This window comes from Synechococcus sp. TAK9802 (assembly GCF_014279535.1).
Classification (GTDB): Bacteria; Cyanobacteriota; Cyanobacteriia; order PCC-6307; family Cyanobiaceae; genus Parasynechococcus.
This window is the reverse complement of record NZ_CP047937.1, coordinates 448,947-467,455: the sequence shown is the minus strand read 5'-3', so window position 1 is coordinate 467,455 and position 18,509 is coordinate 448,947. Positions and strand designations below refer to the sequence as shown.

13 protein-coding genes, 2 tRNA genes and 2 rRNA genes are annotated in these 18,509 nt (G+C 61.0%); 10 read left to right on the top strand and 7 right to left on the bottom strand.

Going from position 1 to position 18,509, the window contains the following annotated elements:
• The first annotated feature begins 81 nt into the window (after window positions 1-81).
• Window positions 82-163 (top strand) — tRNA-Tyr (locus tag SynTAK9802_RS02570).
• A gap of 9 nt (window positions 164-172) precedes the next feature.
• A tRNA-Thr gene (locus SynTAK9802_RS02565) sits at window positions 173-244 on the top strand.
• A 32-nt stretch (window positions 245-276) separates the two neighbouring features.
• Here SynTAK9802_RS02565 and SynTAK9802_RS02560 read toward each other — a convergent pair.
• A complete protein-coding gene (locus SynTAK9802_RS02560; RefSeq protein ID WP_186497119.1) occupies window positions 277-1,707 on the bottom strand; it encodes a glycoside hydrolase family 13 protein in 1,431 nt (476 codons plus the stop codon).
• 51 nt (window positions 1,708-1,758) lie between these two features.
• Between SynTAK9802_RS02560 and glpK the strand changes: the two genes are divergently transcribed.
• Both glpK and SynTAK9802_RS02550 read left to right on the top strand, forming a co-directional pair.
• Window positions 1,759-3,264, top strand: coding sequence for a glycerol kinase GlpK (gene glpK, locus SynTAK9802_RS02555; RefSeq protein ID WP_186497118.1), 1,506 nt, complete (start codon window positions 1,759-1,761; stop codon window positions 3,262-3,264).
• The gene (locus SynTAK9802_RS02550) at window positions 3,257-4,834 is read left to right on the top strand and encodes a glycerol-3-phosphate dehydrogenase/oxidase (RefSeq protein ID WP_186497117.1); all 1,578 of its coding nucleotides are present in this window, start codon (window positions 3,257-3,259) and stop codon (window positions 4,832-4,834) included. Before glpK ends, SynTAK9802_RS02550 begins: the two co-directional genes overlap by 8 nt.
• Here SynTAK9802_RS02550 and SynTAK9802_RS02545 read toward each other — a convergent pair.
• Window positions 4,777-6,438 carry an alpha-amylase family protein gene (locus SynTAK9802_RS02545; protein ID WP_186497116.1) on the bottom strand — a complete coding sequence of 554 codons (1,662 nt, stop codon included), beginning with the start codon at window positions 6,436-6,438 and terminating at the stop codon, window positions 4,777-4,779. The two genes, SynTAK9802_RS02550 and SynTAK9802_RS02545, sit on opposite strands and share 58 nt — an antisense overlap.
• 54 nt (window positions 6,439-6,492) lie before the next feature.
• Here SynTAK9802_RS02545 and SynTAK9802_RS02540 point away from each other — a divergent pair, with 54 nt between their 5' ends.
• Entirely contained in the window at window positions 6,493-7,872 is a 1,380-nt protein-coding gene (locus tag SynTAK9802_RS02540) for an aldehyde dehydrogenase family protein (protein WP_186497115.1), read from the top strand.
• A gap of 99 nt (window positions 7,873-7,971) precedes the next feature.
• A complete protein-coding gene (locus tag SynTAK9802_RS02535) occupies window positions 7,972-8,985 on the top strand; it encodes a LysM peptidoglycan-binding domain-containing protein (RefSeq protein ID WP_186497114.1) in 1,014 nt (337 codons plus the stop codon).
• Between the two features lie 6 nt (window positions 8,986-8,991).
• On the opposite strand, the gene SynTAK9802_RS02530 is transcribed toward SynTAK9802_RS02535, so the two are convergent.
• Both SynTAK9802_RS02530 and SynTAK9802_RS02525 read right to left on the bottom strand, forming a co-directional pair.
• Window positions 8,992-10,452 carry an ATP-dependent DNA helicase RecQ gene (locus SynTAK9802_RS02530; protein WP_186497945.1) on the bottom strand — a complete coding sequence of 487 codons (1,461 nt, stop codon included), beginning with the start codon at window positions 10,450-10,452 and terminating at the stop codon, window positions 8,992-8,994.
• A gap of 69 nt (window positions 10,453-10,521) precedes the next feature.
• On the bottom strand, window positions 10,522-11,568 hold the full coding sequence (locus tag SynTAK9802_RS02525) for a hypothetical protein (protein WP_170950461.1): 1,047 nt from the start codon (window positions 11,566-11,568) through the stop codon (window positions 10,522-10,524).
• A 98-nt stretch (window positions 11,569-11,666) separates the two neighbouring features.
• Between SynTAK9802_RS02525 and SynTAK9802_RS02520 the strand changes: the two genes are divergently transcribed.
• On the top strand, window positions 11,667-11,876 hold the full coding sequence (locus SynTAK9802_RS02520) for a photosystem I reaction center subunit IV (RefSeq protein ID WP_006851563.1): 210 nt from the start codon (window positions 11,667-11,669) through the stop codon (window positions 11,874-11,876).
• Between the two features lie 5 nt (window positions 11,877-11,881).
• Window positions 11,882-12,718, top strand: coding sequence for a DNA-formamidopyrimidine glycosylase (locus tag SynTAK9802_RS02515; protein WP_186497113.1), 837 nt, complete (start codon window positions 11,882-11,884; stop codon window positions 12,716-12,718).
• Here the strand turns inward: SynTAK9802_RS02515 and mtnA are convergent.
• Entirely contained in the window at window positions 12,709-13,722 is a 1,014-nt protein-coding gene (gene mtnA / locus SynTAK9802_RS02510; protein ID WP_186497112.1) for an S-methyl-5-thioribose-1-phosphate isomerase, read from the bottom strand. The genes SynTAK9802_RS02515 and mtnA overlap by 10 nt on opposite strands.
• Here mtnA and mtnB point away from each other — a divergent pair.
• Both mtnB and mtnC read left to right on the top strand, forming a co-directional pair.
• Entirely contained in the window at window positions 13,722-14,390 is a 669-nt protein-coding gene (gene mtnB, locus SynTAK9802_RS02505; RefSeq protein ID WP_186497111.1) for a methylthioribulose 1-phosphate dehydratase, read from the top strand. The two genes, mtnA and mtnB, sit on opposite strands and share 1 nt — an antisense overlap.
• Entirely contained in the window at window positions 14,390-15,139 is a 750-nt protein-coding gene (gene mtnC, locus SynTAK9802_RS02500; protein WP_186497109.1) for an acireductone synthase, read from the top strand. Before mtnB ends, mtnC begins: the two co-directional genes overlap by 1 nt.
• A 101-nt stretch (window positions 15,140-15,240) precedes the next feature.
• On the opposite strand, the gene rrf is transcribed toward mtnC, so the two are convergent.
• A 5S ribosomal RNA gene (gene rrf, locus SynTAK9802_RS02495) occupies window positions 15,241-15,357 on the bottom strand.
• A gap of 110 nt (window positions 15,358-15,467) precedes the next feature.
• Window positions 15,468-18,335, bottom strand: a 23S ribosomal RNA gene (locus tag SynTAK9802_RS02490).
• Window positions 18,336-18,509: the final 174 nt, after the last annotated feature.

Sequence of the window (18,509 nt, the reverse complement as noted above, 5' to 3'; positions counted from 1 at the left end):
TGGAGATCGGTTCAGCTCGGCAGATCGTATCGAGATCGTGGGGAAGGACACACCGACTGGTAAGTTCTTGCGGTGTGGTTCGGGTCGGTGCCCGAGTGGTTAATGGGGGCGGACTGTAAATCCGCTGGCTCTGCCTACGTTGGTTCAAATCCAACCCGGCCCATCCCCACATGCCCTTGTAGCTCAGCGGTAGAGCACTCCCTTGGTAAGGGAGAGGTCTCGAGTTCAAGTCTCGACAAGGGCTTTCTTGCTCCCCACGGCACCGGGGGAGAAGGGTTAAGACCCCAGAACAGCCGCCGATTGCGGGCTGATACTTCTGTTGTCAACAAGCCCCAGCGTCCATATGAGGGATTGTCCCGACTCGATGGTTAGGGGTACAGGGGTGGAGCGACTGCGGTTGATCACCACCTGCAGGCCATCCGCAACGCCCTCCAGCACGTCAGCCCCTGGGGCTGACCAGCGCAGACCGTCCCTGCGCAAGACCCCATGGGCAGAGCGAAGTTTTGCGAGGGACTGGATGAATGGGCGCAGATCAGCACTCCAGGGAACATCCCAGGGATAGGCCTCACGGCAGGCCGGTCCAGGACCGCTGGAGGGGCCCGGTTCAGGACCACCGGCCAGGGCAGCTTCAGTGCCGTAATAAATGCACGGCGCTCCCGGATGGAGGAAGAGCAGCAGCAGGGCCAACTTCAGGGCCGCAACATCGTTGTTGAGGCTGTGAAGTGCACGGGGCACGTCGTGGCTGTCGAGCAGATTCATCTGGGCCCTGTTCACCACCTCCCGGTAGGAACGCGTTGTGGTCGTCCAGATGGTCAACAAAGCCTGCCCATCCAGGGGGTCGAGGGGATAGTCGGAATTGTGGTAGTCCCGCCGCAACGCTTCAGCGGCGGCCCAGCAAAGGCTGCTCCATCCCAACCGGTAATTCATCACGCCATCGAAGTGGTCGCCCTGCAGCCAGGGGGTCGCATCACCCCAAACCTCGCCAACAATCCAGGCCTCCGGGTTGGTCGCCCGCACCATCTGCCGGAACTCAACCCAGAAGTCCGCCGGCACTTCGGCAGGGACGTCGAGACGCCAGCCGTCAATCCCCTGCTCGAGCCAGTGACGGCCCACCGCCAGCAGATGCTCCCGAACCCCGGGATTGGCATGGTTGAACTTGGGCAGATCTGGCAAGGCCCACCAACCGTCGTAACCGCAGTCCTCGCCAGGGGCGGGATAGGGCTGCAGGGGCCATCGGTGCACATGGAACCAATCCCGGTACGGCGAATCCGCACCGTTTTCCACCAGGTGATGAAAGGCCCAAAAGCCGCGGCCGCAGTGGTTGAACACCCCATCCAGAACCAACCTCATGCCGCGCTGATGCACGGCATCGATCAGGTCCCTGAGTGCTGCATTGCCCCCCAGCAGGGGATCCACCTCGAAGTAGTCGTAGGCGTGGTACCGATGGTTGGCGGCTGAGCTGAAGATCGGCGTGAGATAGAGGCAGGTGATGCCCATGGCTTGGAGCCGATCGAGAGCATCGATGACGCCGTAGAGATCCCCGCCCTGGAATCCCTCCTCGCAAGGGTCCGCACCCCAGGGCTTCAGAGCGAGATGGCGCTGCGCATCAACGCGGCCACTGCGGCGGAAACGGTCGGGAAAGATTTGATAGATCACCGCGTCCGCCACCCAGGCGGGGGGATCGCGAAACGACGTGGTCGCTGCCAAAACCTTTGCAGTCAGCCATCTCCTCGCTAGCAGGAGAGAAAGACCTTGGCCATGGCTGAACAGCCTCTTCTTCTGGCCCTCGATCAGGGCACCAGCAGCTCCAGAGCCGCGCTGTTCAGCAGCTCAGGGGATCTGGTGCTCAGCGCCAGTGCACCGCTGCCGATTTCCTACCCCGCCGATGGATGGGTGGAACAGGACCCGATGGCGATTTGGGCCAGCCAGAGGCAGGCCCTGGTGCAGCTCGATTCAAAGCTCAGCGATGGGCAGCGCAAGGCGGTGGTGAGTTGCGGCATCACCAATCAACGGGAAACCACCGTGCTCTGGCGCCGCAGCAGCGGCCTCCCCTGCGGACCGGCCCTCGTCTGGCAGGACGGCCGCACCACCGCCATCTGCGATGCCTGGAAGCAGCAGGGCCTGGAGCAGGAGTGGTGCCATCGCACGGGGTTGCTGCTCGACCCTTACTTCAGTGCCAGCAAGATCCGCTGGATGCTCGATCACTACGGTGACGCCCAAGCCGCCGCGGTCAGCGATGACCTCTGTTTCGGAACGGTGGAGAGCTGGCTGCTCTGGCACCTCACCGGCGGACAGCGCCACGGCAGTGACATGAGCAATGCCAGCCGAACGCTGCTGATGGACCTGGAGCAGCAGTGCTGGGTGGATGACTTCCGACAACCCACAGGGCTACCTGCCAACGCTCTGCCCGAACTGCTGCCCTGCCGCGGAGAGTTCGGGCGCATGGCTGCGGAGCTTCCCTTTGCAGGCTTGCCGATCCAGGCCATGCTCGGCGACCAACAGGCCGCCACCCTGGGCCAGCTCTGTCTGCAGCCCGGAGAAGGGAAGTGCACCTACGGCACGGGGGCTTTTCTGGTGATCAACACCGGCGATGTCGTCCGCCGCTCAGATGCAGGGCTGCTCAGCACCCTCGGCTGGACGGATGCCGCTGGAACACCCAGCTTCTGCCTTGAGGGCAGTCTGTTCAACGCCGGCACCGTGATCCAGTGGCTGCGGGATGGGCTGCAGATCATTGATCAAGCCCCCCAGGTGAACGAGCTGGCGCGTTCAGTGCCGGATTCAGGGGGGGTGATGCTCGTGCCCGCCTTCACCGGCTGGGGGACACCGCACTGGGATCCCCAGGCACGCGGTGTTCTGGTGGGCCTCACCCGTGACAGCGGACGCGGTCACATCGCCCGCGCCGCACTTGAGGGGATCGCCCTGTCGGTAGCGACGTTGGTGGAGCTTGCCGAACAGGCCCTCGGGAGCGGCTTGGGTGAACTGGCGGTGGATGGTGGCGCTGCGGCCTCCGATCCTCTGCTGCAGGCGCAGGCGGATTGCACCGGTCTGACGGTGCGGCGACCCGCCAGCCTCGAGAGCACCGCCCGGGGGGTGGCGCTGTTCGCAGGCCTCCAGGCGGGGGTGATCAGCGACCTGGAGCAGCTCGCAACCGCAAGGAGGGACGGAGCGGAATTGTTCCACCCGAAGATGGATGCATCCCAGCGCGACCGCTGGCGCACACGCTGGCAGGACGCCGTCTCCAGAAGCCTGGGGTGGCATGGCTGATCACCAGGTGGACCTGCTGGTCATCGGCGCCGGTGCCAGCGGTGCCAGCGTGGCCTATGAGGCAACACGACGGGGGCTGAGCGTGGCCCTGCTCGAGGCCGGAGACATCGGCGGCGGCACCAGTTGCCGCAGCACGAAGCTGCTCCATGGCGGGGTGCGCTACCTGGAGCTGGCCTTTAAAACTCTGGACCTGGCACAGCTGAGGCTGGTGCGTGAAGCCCTGCTCGAACGGAGCCACTGGTTGGCCCAGGCACCGTTCCTGGCCCAACGACTCGAGCTGGCCCTGCCCACACAACAGCTCTGGGGACAGGCCTACTACCGACTTGGTCTGGGGATGTACGACGCCCTGGCCGGCCAGCGGAGCATCGGCCACAGCCGACTGCTGTCTCAGCAACAGATGCGTCAGGCCCTGCCTCTGCTGAAGCCGTGTCAAGGCGGCGTGGCCTACAGCGACGGGCAGTTCGACGATGCACGCCTCAACCTGCTGTTGGCCCTCACCGCCGAACAACGGGGGACAACCCTGCGCACCCGTTGCCGGGTGGTGGAGCTGGAGACCGACGGCACGGGCCAGCTCAAGGCCGCCATCAGTGAATCCGCCACAGGCCAACGGGAACGCTGGTGCGCCTCAGCATTTGTGAATGCCACGGGCATCCGGGCGGATGAGATCCGCCAGATGGCGGAGGCTGATGCTCCCCCAAGGCTGCTCACCAGCCGTGGGTCCCACATCGTGCTGGAGCAGAACCTCTGCCCGGAAGGGCTTGGGCTTCTGGTGCCATCCACCGCGGATGGACGCGTGCTGTTCATGCTGCCCTTCCACGGCCGCACCCTGGTGGGGACGACGGATGAAGCCTGCACCAAGGAGAACGCCACATCCCCTTCTCCAGAGGAGGAGGCCTACCTACTCAACTACGTGCGTGATTGGTTTCCCCAGCTCCAGCATCCGCAGGTGAGCAGCCGATGGGCGGGGGGACGGCCGCTGTTGAAGCCAGCGGACCAGGGCATGGACAGCAGCCGTGTGGTCCGAGAGCACGAGGTGGAAACCCTGGCCTGCGGCCTGGTGAGCGTGATGGGGGGCAAATGGACCACCTGCCGGCCGATGGCTGAAGACACCCTGACCGCGGTGGAACGCCAGCTAGGAAAGGCGCTACCCACCCCTGAAGCAATGCCCTTGCGGGGTGCAGCGGAGTCGCTGGAAGCCACCCAGGACGGGCTCCGCCGTCAGAAACAACAACTCGAAGCCCTGCTTCCCGACACCGCCCTCAAAGCCTCACAAGTCGCCCACCTCCAAAGCACCTATGGCTTGGAGGCAGTGGCCTTAATCGAGCCCGCGGAGCCCAGCCGACGCGAACCCCTCAGCCCGGTGATCCCCCTCTGCGGCGCAGAACTGGACCATTCGATTCAGCGGGAACATGCGCGAAGCAGCAGCGATGTGCTGGCCCGCCGCTGCCGTCTGGCCATGGTGGATTTGAACGAGGCCGAACGACTGAGGCCTCAGGTGGAGGAGCTACTGAATCAGGCGGGCGTGGCTGCGGGCTCCACTTCTCCGATCAACCACCAGTTGAATCCATAGGGCGGAAGGTTCACGAACCACTCCGCCGCAGCGGGCGGGAATTCACAGCCCCACATCACCTCACGGGTGCGCTGACCAGCCCACTCCGACAGATCCAAACTGAGCGAGGCTCCGGCTGCGGTGACATTGGCGGCCACGAGCACCGTCATCGCCTCGGTGCAGCGGAGATACACCAGCACTCCGGGGTGGGGGCTGTGGAGCAAGCGGAAGCTTCCATGCCGCAGTGCTGGCAGCAGCCGGCGGCAGGTGAGCATGCGCCGGTGCCAATTCAGCAGCGACCCCGGCAGCTGCTTCTGCACCTCCACATTCACCACGCGGTAGTCGTAGCCGGGAGCGGTGATCGGTGGCAGCACCAACAGCGGGTCGGGGGCCGTGGAGAAGCCACCGTTGCGGGCCGGCGTCCAGGCCATCGGCGTGCGGTTGGGGTCACGGTCCCGCAGACCGGGCCAGTCGCCCATGCCCAGTTCATCGCCGTAATACAGGCAGGGCATCCCTGGAAGGCTGTAGAGGAGCCCATGCAGCAACCGGTTGGAGCGTGGATCGCCATTGAGAAGAGGAGCCAGGCGTCGGTTGATGCCCCAGTTCAACCAGTGCCCCTGTCCCTGGGGCAGGCCCACCCGGATGGTCTGAATCACCTCATCACTGATGAGATGGCCATCCCCCAACCAGAGTTCATCGTGATTGCGCAGGGGCAGGGCCCAGCGAGCACCAGATACCGCCTGCTCGGCTTGCATCAGACACTCCCCGAGCTGCTGGGTGCGGCCACTGGCAATGGCTGCAAACAGATGGGCGGTGAGCACGAAGTTGAACGCTCCATGCAGTTCGTCATCCGCCAGATACGGAGCGGCCTCCTCCACCGGCTGAATCGCCTCTCCCAGCAAGAGCACGTCACGGCCATGGGCATCCACCCGCTCCCGCAATCGCTTGAGGAAGGCGTGGGTCTCCAGCAATCCCTCGCAGCGGGTGCCCTCTGACTCGAACAGGAACGGAACCGCATCCAAACGGAACCCATCAACGCCGCGATCCAGCCAGAAGTCGACCACCTCCAGCATCGTGTCCTGCACCCAGGGGTTCTCGTAATTGAGATCGGGTTGATGACGCAGAAAACGGTGCAGGTAGTACTGCTCGGCAACCGGATCCCACTCCCAGTTGGAAGCCTCGAAGTGCCGGAACAGAACCGGTGCCTCGGCGTAGCGCTTGGGGTCGTCGCTCCAGACGTACACATCCCGTTCAGGACTGCCCTTGGGAGCCCAGCGGGCCCGTTGGAACCAGGGATGCAGGTCACTGGTGTGGTTCAGCACCAAGTCCAGAATCACGCGCATGCCCTGGCTGTGGGCCGCCGTGAGGAAGCGATGGAAGGAGGAGAGATCCCCCAGGTCTGGATGGATTCCGGTGAAATCGGTGATGTCGTAGCCCCCATCCCGCAGGGGGGAGGGATAGATCGGAGTCAGCCAGAGGGTGTTGACCCCCAGCCAGCGGAGATAGGGCAACCGCGCCGCAAGCCCCTTGAAATCACCGGTGCCATCGCCATTCCCATCGGAATAGCTGCGAACGATCAGCTGGTAGATGACCGTCCCTGACCACCACGGAAGCGCTGGGGTCATCCCCCGGTTGCAGATTCACCACTGCTAGACCCGACTGGCCTGATCGTCAGCCCTGTGGCCCTCACCCAAACGCAACTGAGCCGGATGAAGGAGCTCGTGGGGGCTGGGCTGACCCGTCCCCTGGCCTGGCGTCGAGAGCAATTGCAACGGCTCTCCGCTCTGGTGGAGGAGCACGAATCGGAGGTGCTCGAGGCCCTCGCCGCCGACCTCGGCAAACCACCCACCGAAGCCTTTTTTGAGCTGGTGGCCCTGCGACAGGAGCTCAAGCTCACTGGCCGGCAGCTGGAGCGGTGGATGCGACCGCGCCGCGTGGCTGTGCCTCTCTCACTGCGCCCCGGCCAGGCCAAGGTTGTACCGGAACCACTCGGGTGCGTTCTGGTGATCGGACCTTGGAACTATCCCTTTCAACTGACGCTGCGGCCCTTGATCAGTGCCCTGGCTGCTGGCAACACGGCCGTGCTCAAGCCTTCAGAACACGCCAGTGCCATCGCAGATCTGATTGCACGGCTGATCCCTCAGCACTTCGAGCCTGAGGTGGTGCAGGTGGTGCAGGGAGATGGTGCCGTCGCAGCCAACCTGGTGGCCATGCCCTTCGACCACATCTTTTTCACCGGTGGCGGCAGCATCGGCCGAAAGGTGCTGGAGGGGGCCGCTGCCCACCTCACACCGGTGACCCTGGAACTGGGGGGCAAGAGCCCCGCCATCGTTCTTGAGGGGGCCGACCTCACGGTGGGAGCGCGTCGTTTGGTCTGGGGCAAGGGGATCAATGCCGGCCAGACCTGCATCGCTCCAGACCATCTGCTGGTGCCACCCGCCCTGCGTTCTCCGCTGCTGAAGGCGATGGAGGAGGCCCGAACGGAGATGTATGGCTCCGATCCCCTCAACTCGAATCAGCTGGGGCAGATCATCAATGAACGCCAGTTCAATCGGCTGGAGCAGCTGCTGGAGTCCGCCAGAGCGGATGGGCGCATCCTGATCGGAGGTGAAATCAGCCGGGAGCAGCGGCGCATCGCCCCCACCGTGATTCGTGTGGATGACCGCAATGATCCGCTGATGGCCGAGGAACTATTCGGACCTCTCCTGCCTGTGCTGGTGCTGGACGACCTCACCACAGCCCTTCAGGAGATCCGCCAGGGCCCCAAACCGCTGGCGCTGTACTTGTTCGGCGGTAGTGAGGCCCAGCAACAGCAGGTGCTCACCACCACCAGCTCAGGCGGGGTCTGCCTGAACGATGTTGTGATGCAGGCCGGGGTGCCACAACTGCCCTTCGGCGGCGTCGGTGCCAGCGGGATGGGCAGTTACCACGGCCAAAGCGGCTTCGACACGTTCAGCCACCACAAGGCGGTGCTCAAGCGCCCCTTCCGCTTTGATTTCAAGCTGCGCTACCCGCCCTACAAGGTGGATCTCAACCTGCTGAAGCGGCTGGCGGGATAAGGCGCGCGCATCACCAGCACATCCCTTCTGCAGCAAGTGCTCTGGGGGGCTGGCGCTTTACCCCAGGCACCTTATGTTGCGGGCAACTGCCGGAGACGAATGCGCCGTACCGCTCTTGCCACCCTGCTGCTAACGGCCTGGCTCCCCCTGTCAGCCACGGCTGCCTCGGTGACGGTGCGGTCCGGCGAAACACTCTCCGATATCGCTAACCGTTATGGGGTGAGCGTCGGCACGCTGATGCGGATGAATGGGATCCGCAATCCAGACCTTGTTCAAGCCGGGAGCCGCCTGCAGGTGCCAGGCCCCACCGTGACGGCAGGCTCGGGCCGCCATCGCGTCAACAGCGGTGAAACCCTCAGCAGCATTGCCAGCCGATACCAGGTCCGCAGTCGCGACCTGATGGCCCTCAACAACCTGCGCAATGCCAACCACGTTGAGGTCGGCCAGACCCTGCGACTTCCCAACAATGCCGTGATGCCCCGTCCGGCCTTCAAGCCGGTGGCTGTAAGCCCGATCCCGGGAGCTACGGAACACACTGTTGCCAAAGGGCAGACCCTCACGCAGATCGCCAAGGCCTACAAGCTGCCGGTGGCCAGCCTGATCAGCATGAACCAGCTGAGTGACCCCAACAAAGTGGAGGTGGGCACGCGCCTCTACCTGACTGACCCCTCCTTCAAGACACCCATCACCACTCAGGCGCAGCCGGCAACAACGAAACCGGTTCAAGCCAAGGCCAAGGCTGTCCAAACGAAGCCAGTCCAAACCAAGGCAGCGCAAACCAAGCCAGTGCAAACGAAACCGGTTCAGGCCAAAAAACCAGTGGTCAAGACCAAGCCGGTCAAGGCCGCCAAGCCCAAGCAGACCCTGGCCAAATCGGCTGACTGGCGCACCTATGGCCCGCTCCAGGTGGACTGGGGCAACTGGCAGGCCATGGGTGGCAGTCAAGTGGTGCCCACCCTCAATGCCCAGGGGCAAGCGCTTTATCTGGCTGTGAACTGTTCCGCCAAGAAGATCAATGCCACCGGTGCCGATGGGAGCTGGAAAACCTGGGAAGCACCGAAGAACCGCTTCGAAAAAGACCTGGTGAAGGACCGTTGTCAGGTCAAAGTCTGATCTGAATCAGGCGGCGTAATCGAGCGGCCAGGGGGAATCCAGGAATCTCCGGCCGCTTTCGCGGAGATACAGCCGCTGAGCACCGTCGTTGCTTTCCTGGATCAACTCCTCTTGCACGAGCCGACGGGCCAACCAGGTCCAGCGGTCATGGCGTCCAGGTTCATGCAGAGCCAGGTGCTCTCCAAGGCGACGCATCTCCGTGCCGTCCTGCTCGGCCAGATGGGCCAGGAGCGTTTCCACCTGAGCTGACCAGTCGCGTCGTTTGGGGGACTCCGCGCAGCGATCGCAGCGACTACAGGGACCCACCAACTCGCCGACAGCCAGCAGCAATGCCTGTTCACGGCACATTTCACCCTCAGCAACAGCCTCCATGCGACGCAGCTGCTGCTGAGCCAGGTCCAAGCGGCGACGATCCTCCAGGGAATCGCTGCCCCGGGTCGAGGCCCGCATGGCCCAGCCCAGGCTGGTGCGATCACCCGGCGAAAACAGCACCTGGCAATGGGCCGGCTTGCCGTCTCTGCCGGCGCGGCCCGATTCCTGCAAATAGCCCTCAGGTGTGGCCGGCAGATCGAGATGAAGCACCAGGCCCACATCGCCACGGTCAACGCCCATGCCGAAGGCCACCGTCGCCACCAGAACGGGCCGCTCGTGCTCAAGAAACAGCTTCAGAGCCTGCTGGCGGGTCTCCGGATCCAGACCGGCGTGATAAGGCGTTGCCGCAACCCCTTGGTCAGTCAGACGTTCCGCCCACTGCTCCACCGAGCGACGGGTGCGGGCATAGATCAGCGCAGCACCACGGGACATCTCCAGTGCCTCCAACACTTGCGGCATTGGGTCCCTGGGGCGCCGCTGCATCGTGTAGTGCAGGTTGTCCCGACGGGCCGAACTCACCTGCACGAGCGGGCGACGCAGATCCAGCAGGCGAATGATGTCGGCCCGCACCCTTGGGGCTGCCGTCGCGCTGAGGGCCAGCATCGGGACTCCCGGGCAGAGGCTGCGGATCTGACCCAGGCGGCGGTAATCGGGGCGGAAGTCATGCCCCCAGGCACTGATGCAATGGGCTTCATCCACCGCCAGGGCCACCAGTCGGCCCTCCCTGGCATGACGTTCCAGCATCAGCCGGGTCTGCTCACCCTGAAGTCGTTCCGGCGCGATGTAGAGGAGTCGCAGCGTGGCGTCTTGCAGCTGCTCCAGGGCCTGCTGTCGTCGAGCTGGGTCGAGTCCGGCATGCAGGCAAGCCGCAGCGATTCCCCGTCGCTGCAGGGCCATCACCTGGTCCTCCATCAGCGCCACCAACGGTGAGATCACCACCACCAGGCCCTCGCGCACCAAGGCCGGCAGCTGATAGCAGAGCGACTTACCACCACCGGTGGGCAGCACCGCCAGCGCGTCCCGGCCAGCCAGCACAGCATCCACCACGGGCCGTTGCCCGGGGCGGAAGCCATCCCAGCCGAAGTGGGTCTGCAGTGCACGCTCGAGCGAAGCCAGAACACACCAAATGTGGAGGCTTCAGATTATCGAGCACAAGATCTGGAGTCAGGCCAGCGGTGGCGGATCCAATTGATCGGGGGACTCCTCCACCAGCTGGAGCCGCACCCGCTTGCCACCCGCGAGCTCTCCCAACGACACCCGCAAGGTGGCGCCGCTGAGGGTCTGCAGAGCGTTCAGCACATCGCGCAGGTAGGGCGTGCTGCTTCCGCTTTCAACCCAGAGCCGCTCCTGAAGCCCCCCCAAGCGCCGCCAGGAGGTGTGCAGCTTCAGCACCGCCGACTCAAGGGCCTGGGCCTGGCCCACCGCATCAGCCAGCAGGCCGAGGGCATCCAAGCGCTGGGCCTCCTGCATGGCGCGGTCCAGGTCCAGTTCCCCCTGCTGGAAAGCCCGCACGGCAACACCCGACTCGGTTGCCTTGGTGATCCAGCGTGCTGTGCTGGTGACGTCCTTGATCCGGTCGAGTTCAGGCTCATCGCGGAGCACCTTGCGCAGATCTTCCTGCTGCGGCTCAGGAAGCTTGGCCAGTTCCCGCACCAGAGGGGCCACCGCACGGGGTGGCAGCAGGTTCTCCTGGGTGCGCTGACGAATTTCCTCCGGAAGCAAAGGACTGGTGGCCGCCGTGAATTCATCTGTGAGGCGGCGCACCTGCTTGCGGGTGATTTCCTGCCCCTCGTTGGCGGCTTCGGAAATCATCAGCTGCACTTCGGGAACCGCCTGAGCGGTTTCCATGAAGGCCCGCTTGGAGAACTGATTGACGCTGCTCTCTTCCAGGGTGCCGTCGCTGAGCATGCTGTCGGCGGATTCCGCCAGTTGAATCAAGCCGTAGGCACGGGTCTTGCTGATTTCCCGCTCCCGCAGCCACTGCAGAAATCCTGCGCCTCGGGCTTCACCGCCTCGCTTCTCCTTGTCCCGCACAGCGCGGAGGATGCGACCGCGCCAGATCTCGGTCTGGAGATCAAAGCGGTCGCAGACGGCCCAGGCCTGCTCCAGCCGAGCCAGAAATTCCATCGTGCTGATGTCGTCCTGCTCCGGGTCCGGCAAATCCAGCTGAAGCAGCGACGGATCTGGATCAAGGGCGATGGAACTGGTCAAAGGGACGCCGACGAGGAAGGGACGACATTCTGTGACGCAGCGGTCATCACCCTCCGTTCCACGAGATACGCTCCGATTGCATCTCCTTATGCCCAGCGATGGCGATCACCCGCGGCGCCAAGGTGCGCATCAAGCGTCCTGAGTCCTACTGGTTCAACGAAGTTGGCACCGTTGCCTCCATCGACACCTCGGGAATCCGCTACCCCGTTGTCGTTCGCTTCGAAAAGGTCAACTACAGCGGCCTGCAGGGCGTTGACGGTGGTATCAACACCAATAATTTCGCCGAAGCGGAACTCGAGCCGGCCTGAGGCCGTTGCCTGAACTCCCTGAAGTCGAGACGGTCCGTCGGGGACTGGCAGACCGTCTTGTCGACTTCAAAATCGCGCAGGTTGAAGTCTGCAGGCCAAGGGCCATTGCCAGCCCTGGAGGTCCTGATGAGTTTGTTGCTGGCCTCCGCGGAATGACGGTGGGGCAGTGGCAGCGCAGAGGGAAATATCTGATGGCAGCCCTGGAGCCCGAAGGCGGTGTTTGGGGTGTACATCTGCGCATGACCGGCCAATTCCAATGGCATGAGCAGCCCTCAGAACCGTGCAAACACACCCGTGTTCGCTTCTGGAACTCAAAAGAGCATGAGTTGCGCTTTGTGGATGTGCGCAGCTTCGGAGAAATGTGGTGGGTTCCTCCGGGCCAACCGATGGAAGAGGTGATCACAGGCTTAACGCGACTCGGGCCTGAACCCTTCAGCACCGACTTCTCTGCCAGTTATCTGAAGCAGAAACTCAAGGGCAGCAGCCGACCGATCAAAACAGCGCTCTTGGATCAAGCCCTGGTGGCTGGAGCGGGCAACATCTACGCGGATGAATCCCTCTTCGCATCAGGCATCGCCCCCTTCACGGCAGCAGGGCAGCTAAGTCTCAAACAACTGGAGAGGTTGCGGGATGCCCTTGTGAATGTTCTCACCATCAGCATCGGAGCCGGTGGCACCACCTTCAGTGATTTCCGCGATCTCGAGGGGGTGAATGGCAACTACGGCGGCCAGGCCTGGGTTTACCGGCGTGGAGGGGAACCATGCCGCAGCTGTGGAACGCCCATTCAAAGGGAGAAATTGTCGGGCCGAAGCACCCACTGGTGTCCGACCTGTCAAAGGTGATTGGGCAGCGGAAGCGCAGAGAGAACCTCCCGATAGGGAGGACGAAGCACGCCGAATTCGGTGATGAAACCCGTCACCAGATGAGCCGGAGTGATGTCGAAGGCAGGGTTCCAGGCCTGGGCTCCAGGAGCCGCGACGTCCACTCCTCTCACGTGGGTGATCTCCTCTGCATCGCGTTGCTCAATGGTGATCGCGTCCCCGTCAACCGTCGCTCGATCAATGCTGCTGCCAGGGGTGCAGACATAAAAGGGAATGCCGTGGGCTCGGGCCACAAGCGCCAGGTTGTAAGTGCCGATCTTGTTGGCAACATCGCCATTGGCAGCGACACGATCACAGCCCACCATCACGACATCCACCTCACCCCGGCGCATCAATAATCCACTGGCTCCATCCACAATCACGGTGCAGGGAACCCCGAGACAACCCAATTCCCAGGCAGAAAGAGCAGCCCCTTGCAAGCGGGGACGCGTTTCATCCAACCAGGCATGACGGAGCAGGCCACGGGCATGGGCGGCTGCAATCACACCGAGGGCGGTACCAACGCCTCCCGTAGCGATGGCACCCGTGTGGCAATGGTGTAAGACCCTGCAGCCTTGAGCCAACAGGGAAACGCCATGATCCACCAGCCGCTGGGTCAGCAGGCGATCCTCGCTCTGAAGCGCAGCGGCTTCAACGGCGAGCGCTTCAACATCAACCGAAGCGGAGGAACCCATGGCCGCCTCCATCCGGTTGAGGGCCCAGCCGAGATTGACGGCGGTTGGCCGTGATGCTTGCAGGCCTCGGATCGCAGTGGGGAGGTCGTCACCGGAGCGTGCAGCCAGGACAACTCCCCAGGCCGCCGCAATACCGATCGCGGGTGCACCGCGCACAGCCATGGAGGTAATCGCCTCAGCAACCTCCTGCCATCGGTGCAATTGCATGAAGACAACACCACCGGGCAGTTGTCGCTGATCCAGCAACTCCAGGTGATCACCGCTCCAGCGGCAACTGGGGGGAAGCGTCAATGCACGTGGGCCTCTGTGTCCTGTATAGAAGACGGAGGGATGAGCGGATTGTGACCGCAAACCAAACCCAGAGCGAGCGCTTAACGGAGGTGATGCAAGGCATCCACCGACGAGGCTGGTGCGATGGCACCGGCGGGAATTTCAGCGTTGTGCTCCAACATCAGCCCCTGCAGCTGCTCATGGCCCCCAGTGGTGTGAACAAGGGGCAGGTAGCTGCCAATCAGCTGATTGTTGTGGATGGGCAAGGCAAGGTTTTAACGGGCAAGGGAAAAGCCAGTGCCGAAACAGCGCTGCATCTACGAATTGTTGAAGCAACCCAAGCGGGAGCTGTACTGCACACCCATTCCGTTCCCGGAACGGTGTTATCCCGCCATTACGAAAACACAGGAGGGATTGTCTTGGAGGGCTGGGAAATGCTGAAAGGCCTGGTCGGCATCAACACCCACGCCAGCAGCATCACCATCCCCGTGATCAGCAACAGTCAGTCGATGGATGAGCTGGGCGAAGCCGTCGCACCCTTGTTGGAAACCTCACCCTGCGGGTTTCTGGTGGCCGGGCACGGCCTTTACGCGTGGGGGACTGACCTGGATGCGAGCAAACGACACCTGGAAATCCTGGAATTTCTATTGAAGGTGAGACTGACCCAAATGCAGATTGGAGATCAATAATGAATCAACAACATCTTCTGCTCGACATCGAGGGAACAACATGCCCAGTGAGCTTTGTCAGCGACGTTTTGTTCCCCTTCGCCAAGCAAGAACTGAGCCACTACATCAAACAAAGCTGGGACAAAATCCCTCACAACAAGCCGATCCAAGCCGCCAAGAAGGAATGGCTGGATGACGAATCTCCCGAAAGCATGCAGATCAAACAGCAGGTTGTAAAGCAGGAAACAGAGGAGATAGACGGATTAATTCAATACCTGAGACACTTGATTAGTATCGATAAGAAGTCGACAGCACTCAAAGACCTACAGGGGAAGATCTGGGAACACGGGTACAACAACGGAGACCTCAAATCTCAACTGTTTCCAGAAACGGTTGAATGCCTTCGGGAATGGCGCAAGCAAGGATTAACGTTATCGGTCTATTCATCGGGCAGCATTCAAGCTCAAAAGCTGCTTTACAGGCACAGCCCTGCGGGTGACCTGGAAAAATTTTTCAGCCACTGGTTTGACACCCGTACAGGCCCTAAAAAATCCACGGAGAGCTACATAAGAATTTCCGAGCAGCTCCACAGCTCGCCCAACAAGATTTGGTTTGTGAGTGACAACGGAGCGGAGTGCGATTCCGCTCGTTTAGCAGGAATGCATACCCTCTTCAGCCTTCGCGACGGCAACCCTGACCGTGACCCACGGGATCACAAGGTGGTTCAATCACTCCGCGAGGTAAGTGCTCACATAACAGCAGAGCAATAGCCAACAAAAAAGCCACCTCATGATGAGGTGGCTTCTTCGCGGGTGGTGATGGTGATCGCTTCGGCAATCAGCACATCATCAACCTATTTGGAGAATGTTTTACCTGGCATCGAGCTATTTTCTCAGGGGGCTACCCCCCAAATATCGTCGCCGCTGATGCGTTTCACAACCGAGTTCGGGATGGATCGGAGTGGGACCACACCGCCATGGACACCAGGATAGATCAACATTCTCAAGGGATGAACCCTGAGAACTGCATAGGATCTGCAACTAACGCTGCACGTCTGAATCAAACAATGAAATGAGTCTTCAGGCAAGAACCAAAATGTTGGTCAAGCCCTCGGTCTATTAGTACTCCTCCGCTGCATCCATTACTGGACTTCCACGTAGAGCCTATCAACGGGTGTTCTTCCCGTGACCTTACTGGGTTACCCCATGGGAACACTCATCTTGAGGTGGGCTTCCCACTTAGATGCTTTCAGCGGTTATCCACTCCGCACATGGCTACCCAGCGTTTACCGTTGGCACGATAACTGGTACACCAGAGGTGCGTTCCTCCCGGTCCTCTCGTACTAGGGAGAAATCCTCTCAATGTTCCTGCGCGTACACCGGATATGGACCGAACTGTCTCACGACGTTCTGAACCCAGCTCGCGTACCGCTTTAATGGGCGAACAGCCCAACCCTTGGGACCGACTTCAGCCCCAGGTTGCGATGAGCCGACATCGAGGTGCCAAACCTCCCCGTCGATGTGAACTCTTGGGGGAGATCAGCCTGTTATCCCTAGAGTAACTTTTATCCGTTGAGCGACGGCCCTTCCACTCAGAACCGTCGGATCACTAAAACCGACTTTCGTCCCTGTTCGACTTGTAGGTCTCACAGTCAAGCTTCCTTCTGCTTTTGCACTCGTCAGCTGATTTCCAACCAGCCTGAGGAAACCTTTGTGCGCCTCCGTTACCTTTTAGGAGGCGACCGCCCCAGTCAAACTGCCCACCTGATACTGTCCGCTCCCCGGATAACGGGTGAACGTTAGAACCCTAGCTCTGAAAGAGTGGTATCTCACCAGTGACTAACTCATAGCCGCAACCATGAGATCAACGTCTCCCACCTATCCTGCGCATTCAGAGCCCGGGCACAATACCAAGCTACAGTAAAGCTTCATAGGGTCTTTCTGTCCAGGTGTACGTAGTCCGCATCTTCACAGACAATTCTATTTCGCCGAGCCTCTCTCCGAGACAGCGCCCTGATCGTTACGCCTTTCGTGCGGGTCGGAACTTACCCGACAAGGAATTTCGCTACCTTAGGACCGTTATAGTTACGGCCGCCGTTCACCGGGGCTTCAGTCGCCAGCTTCGCTTACGCTGACCGGCTTCCTTAACCTTCCGGCACTGGGCAGGCGTCAGCCCCCATACATCGTCTTGCGACTTAGCGGAGACCTGTGTTTTTGGTAAACAGTCGCCAGGGCCTCTTCACTGCGACCACCTTGCGGTGGCACCCCTTCTCCCGAAGTTACGGGGCCATTTTGCCGAGTTCCTTAGAGAGAGTTACCTCGCGCACCTCGGTATTCTCTACCACCCCACCTGTGTCGGTTTCGGGTACTGGCAGTCATGCCTTAACGGGTATAGAGCTTTTCTTGGAAGCTTGACGTCACCAACTTCGCTGCCGTAGCAGCTCGTACTCACGCCTCAGCTCGGAACGTTTTCACCGCTCCTCAACGCCTCGAACGCTTGAACCAGTAACCAACATCTGGCTTGGCTAGCCTTCTCCGTCCCTCTTCCCAAAACATGACCGGTACAGGAATGTTGACCTGTTATCCATCGACTACGCCTTTCGGCCTCGCCTTAGGTCCAGACTAACCCTCCGCGGACGAGCCTGCCGGAGGAACCCTTAGGGTTTCGGTGCATGGGATTCTCACCCATGTTTTCGCTACTCAAGCCGACATTCTCACTTCTATGCAGTCCACGCCCGCTCACGCTAACGCTTCGCCCCACATAGAACGCTCCCCTACCATAAAAATCCGCAGCTTCGGTACAACACTTAGCCCCGTTCATTTTCGGCGCAGGATCGCTCGACCAGTGAGCTATTACGCACTCCTTTGAGGATGGCTGCTTCTAGGCAAACCTCCTGGTTGTCTATGCAATCCCACCTCCTTTATCACTTAGTGTTGATTTGGGGACCTTAGCTGGCGGTCTGGGCTGTTTCCCTCTCGACCATGGAGCTTATCCCCCACAGTCTGACTGCCTCGCTACACACAGGGTATTCAGAGTTCATCTCGATTTGGTACCGCTCTCGCAGCCCGCACCGAAATGGTGGCTTTACCCCCCTGCTGGAGCACGAGACGCTACGCCTCAACGTATTTCGGGGAGAACCAGCTAGCTCCGGGTTCGATTGGCATTTCACCCCTAACCACAGCTCATCCGCTGACTTTTCAACGTCAGTCGGTTCGGACCTCCACTTGGTATCACCCAAGCTTCATCCTGGCCATGGTTAGATCACCCGGGTTCGGGTCTATAAACACTGACAAACGCCCTATTCAGACTCGCTTTCGCTATGGCTCCACCATTTCCGGTTTAACCCGCCAGTGCCTATAAGTCGCCGGCTCATTCTTCAACAGGCACACGGTCACCCTATAAGTAGGGCTCCCATTGCTTGTAGGCTCACGGTTTCATGTTCTATTTCACTCCCCTCCCGGGGTTCTTTTCACCTTTCCCTCGCGGTACTGTTTCGCTATCGGTCACACAGTAGTACTTAGCCTTACGAGGTGGTCCTCGCGGATTCACACGGAATTTCACGTGCTCCGTGCTACTCGGGATACAGCTAGCTCAGTTCAGTTTTCGGTTACGGGGCTTTCACCCTCTGTGGCGTGCCATTCAAGCACTTCTCCTAACTTCCCTGATACACGTTGCTGTCCCACAACCCCGATACTCGAAAGTATCGGTTTAGGCTCTTCCCCGTTCGCTCGCCGCTACTTAGGGAGTCGTTTTTACTTTCCTTTCCTCCAGCTACTAAGATGTTTCAGTTCGCTGGGTTGGCTCGTGCCAGCCTATGGATTCAGCTGGCCGTATTAAGGGTTGCCCCATTCGGAAATTCCCGGATCAAAGCGTGCTTCCAGCTCCCCGAGACTTATCGCAGGTAACCACGTCCTTCATCGCCTCTGTGTGCCAAGGTATCCGCCGTGAGCCCTTTGTAGCTTGACCAATTAACCTCCTGAACGCTTACCGCCGTTGAAAGCAGATTCTCAAGTTTTTATTGCTAAAAACAAAATCAAACTCTGATTGGCTCGACACCAATCAAAGAACGCTCAAGAGTCTCGGCTCTTGCTCAAAAGAATTTTCATTGTTCTAGATCCAATCTCCCTCTCAGAAGATCAG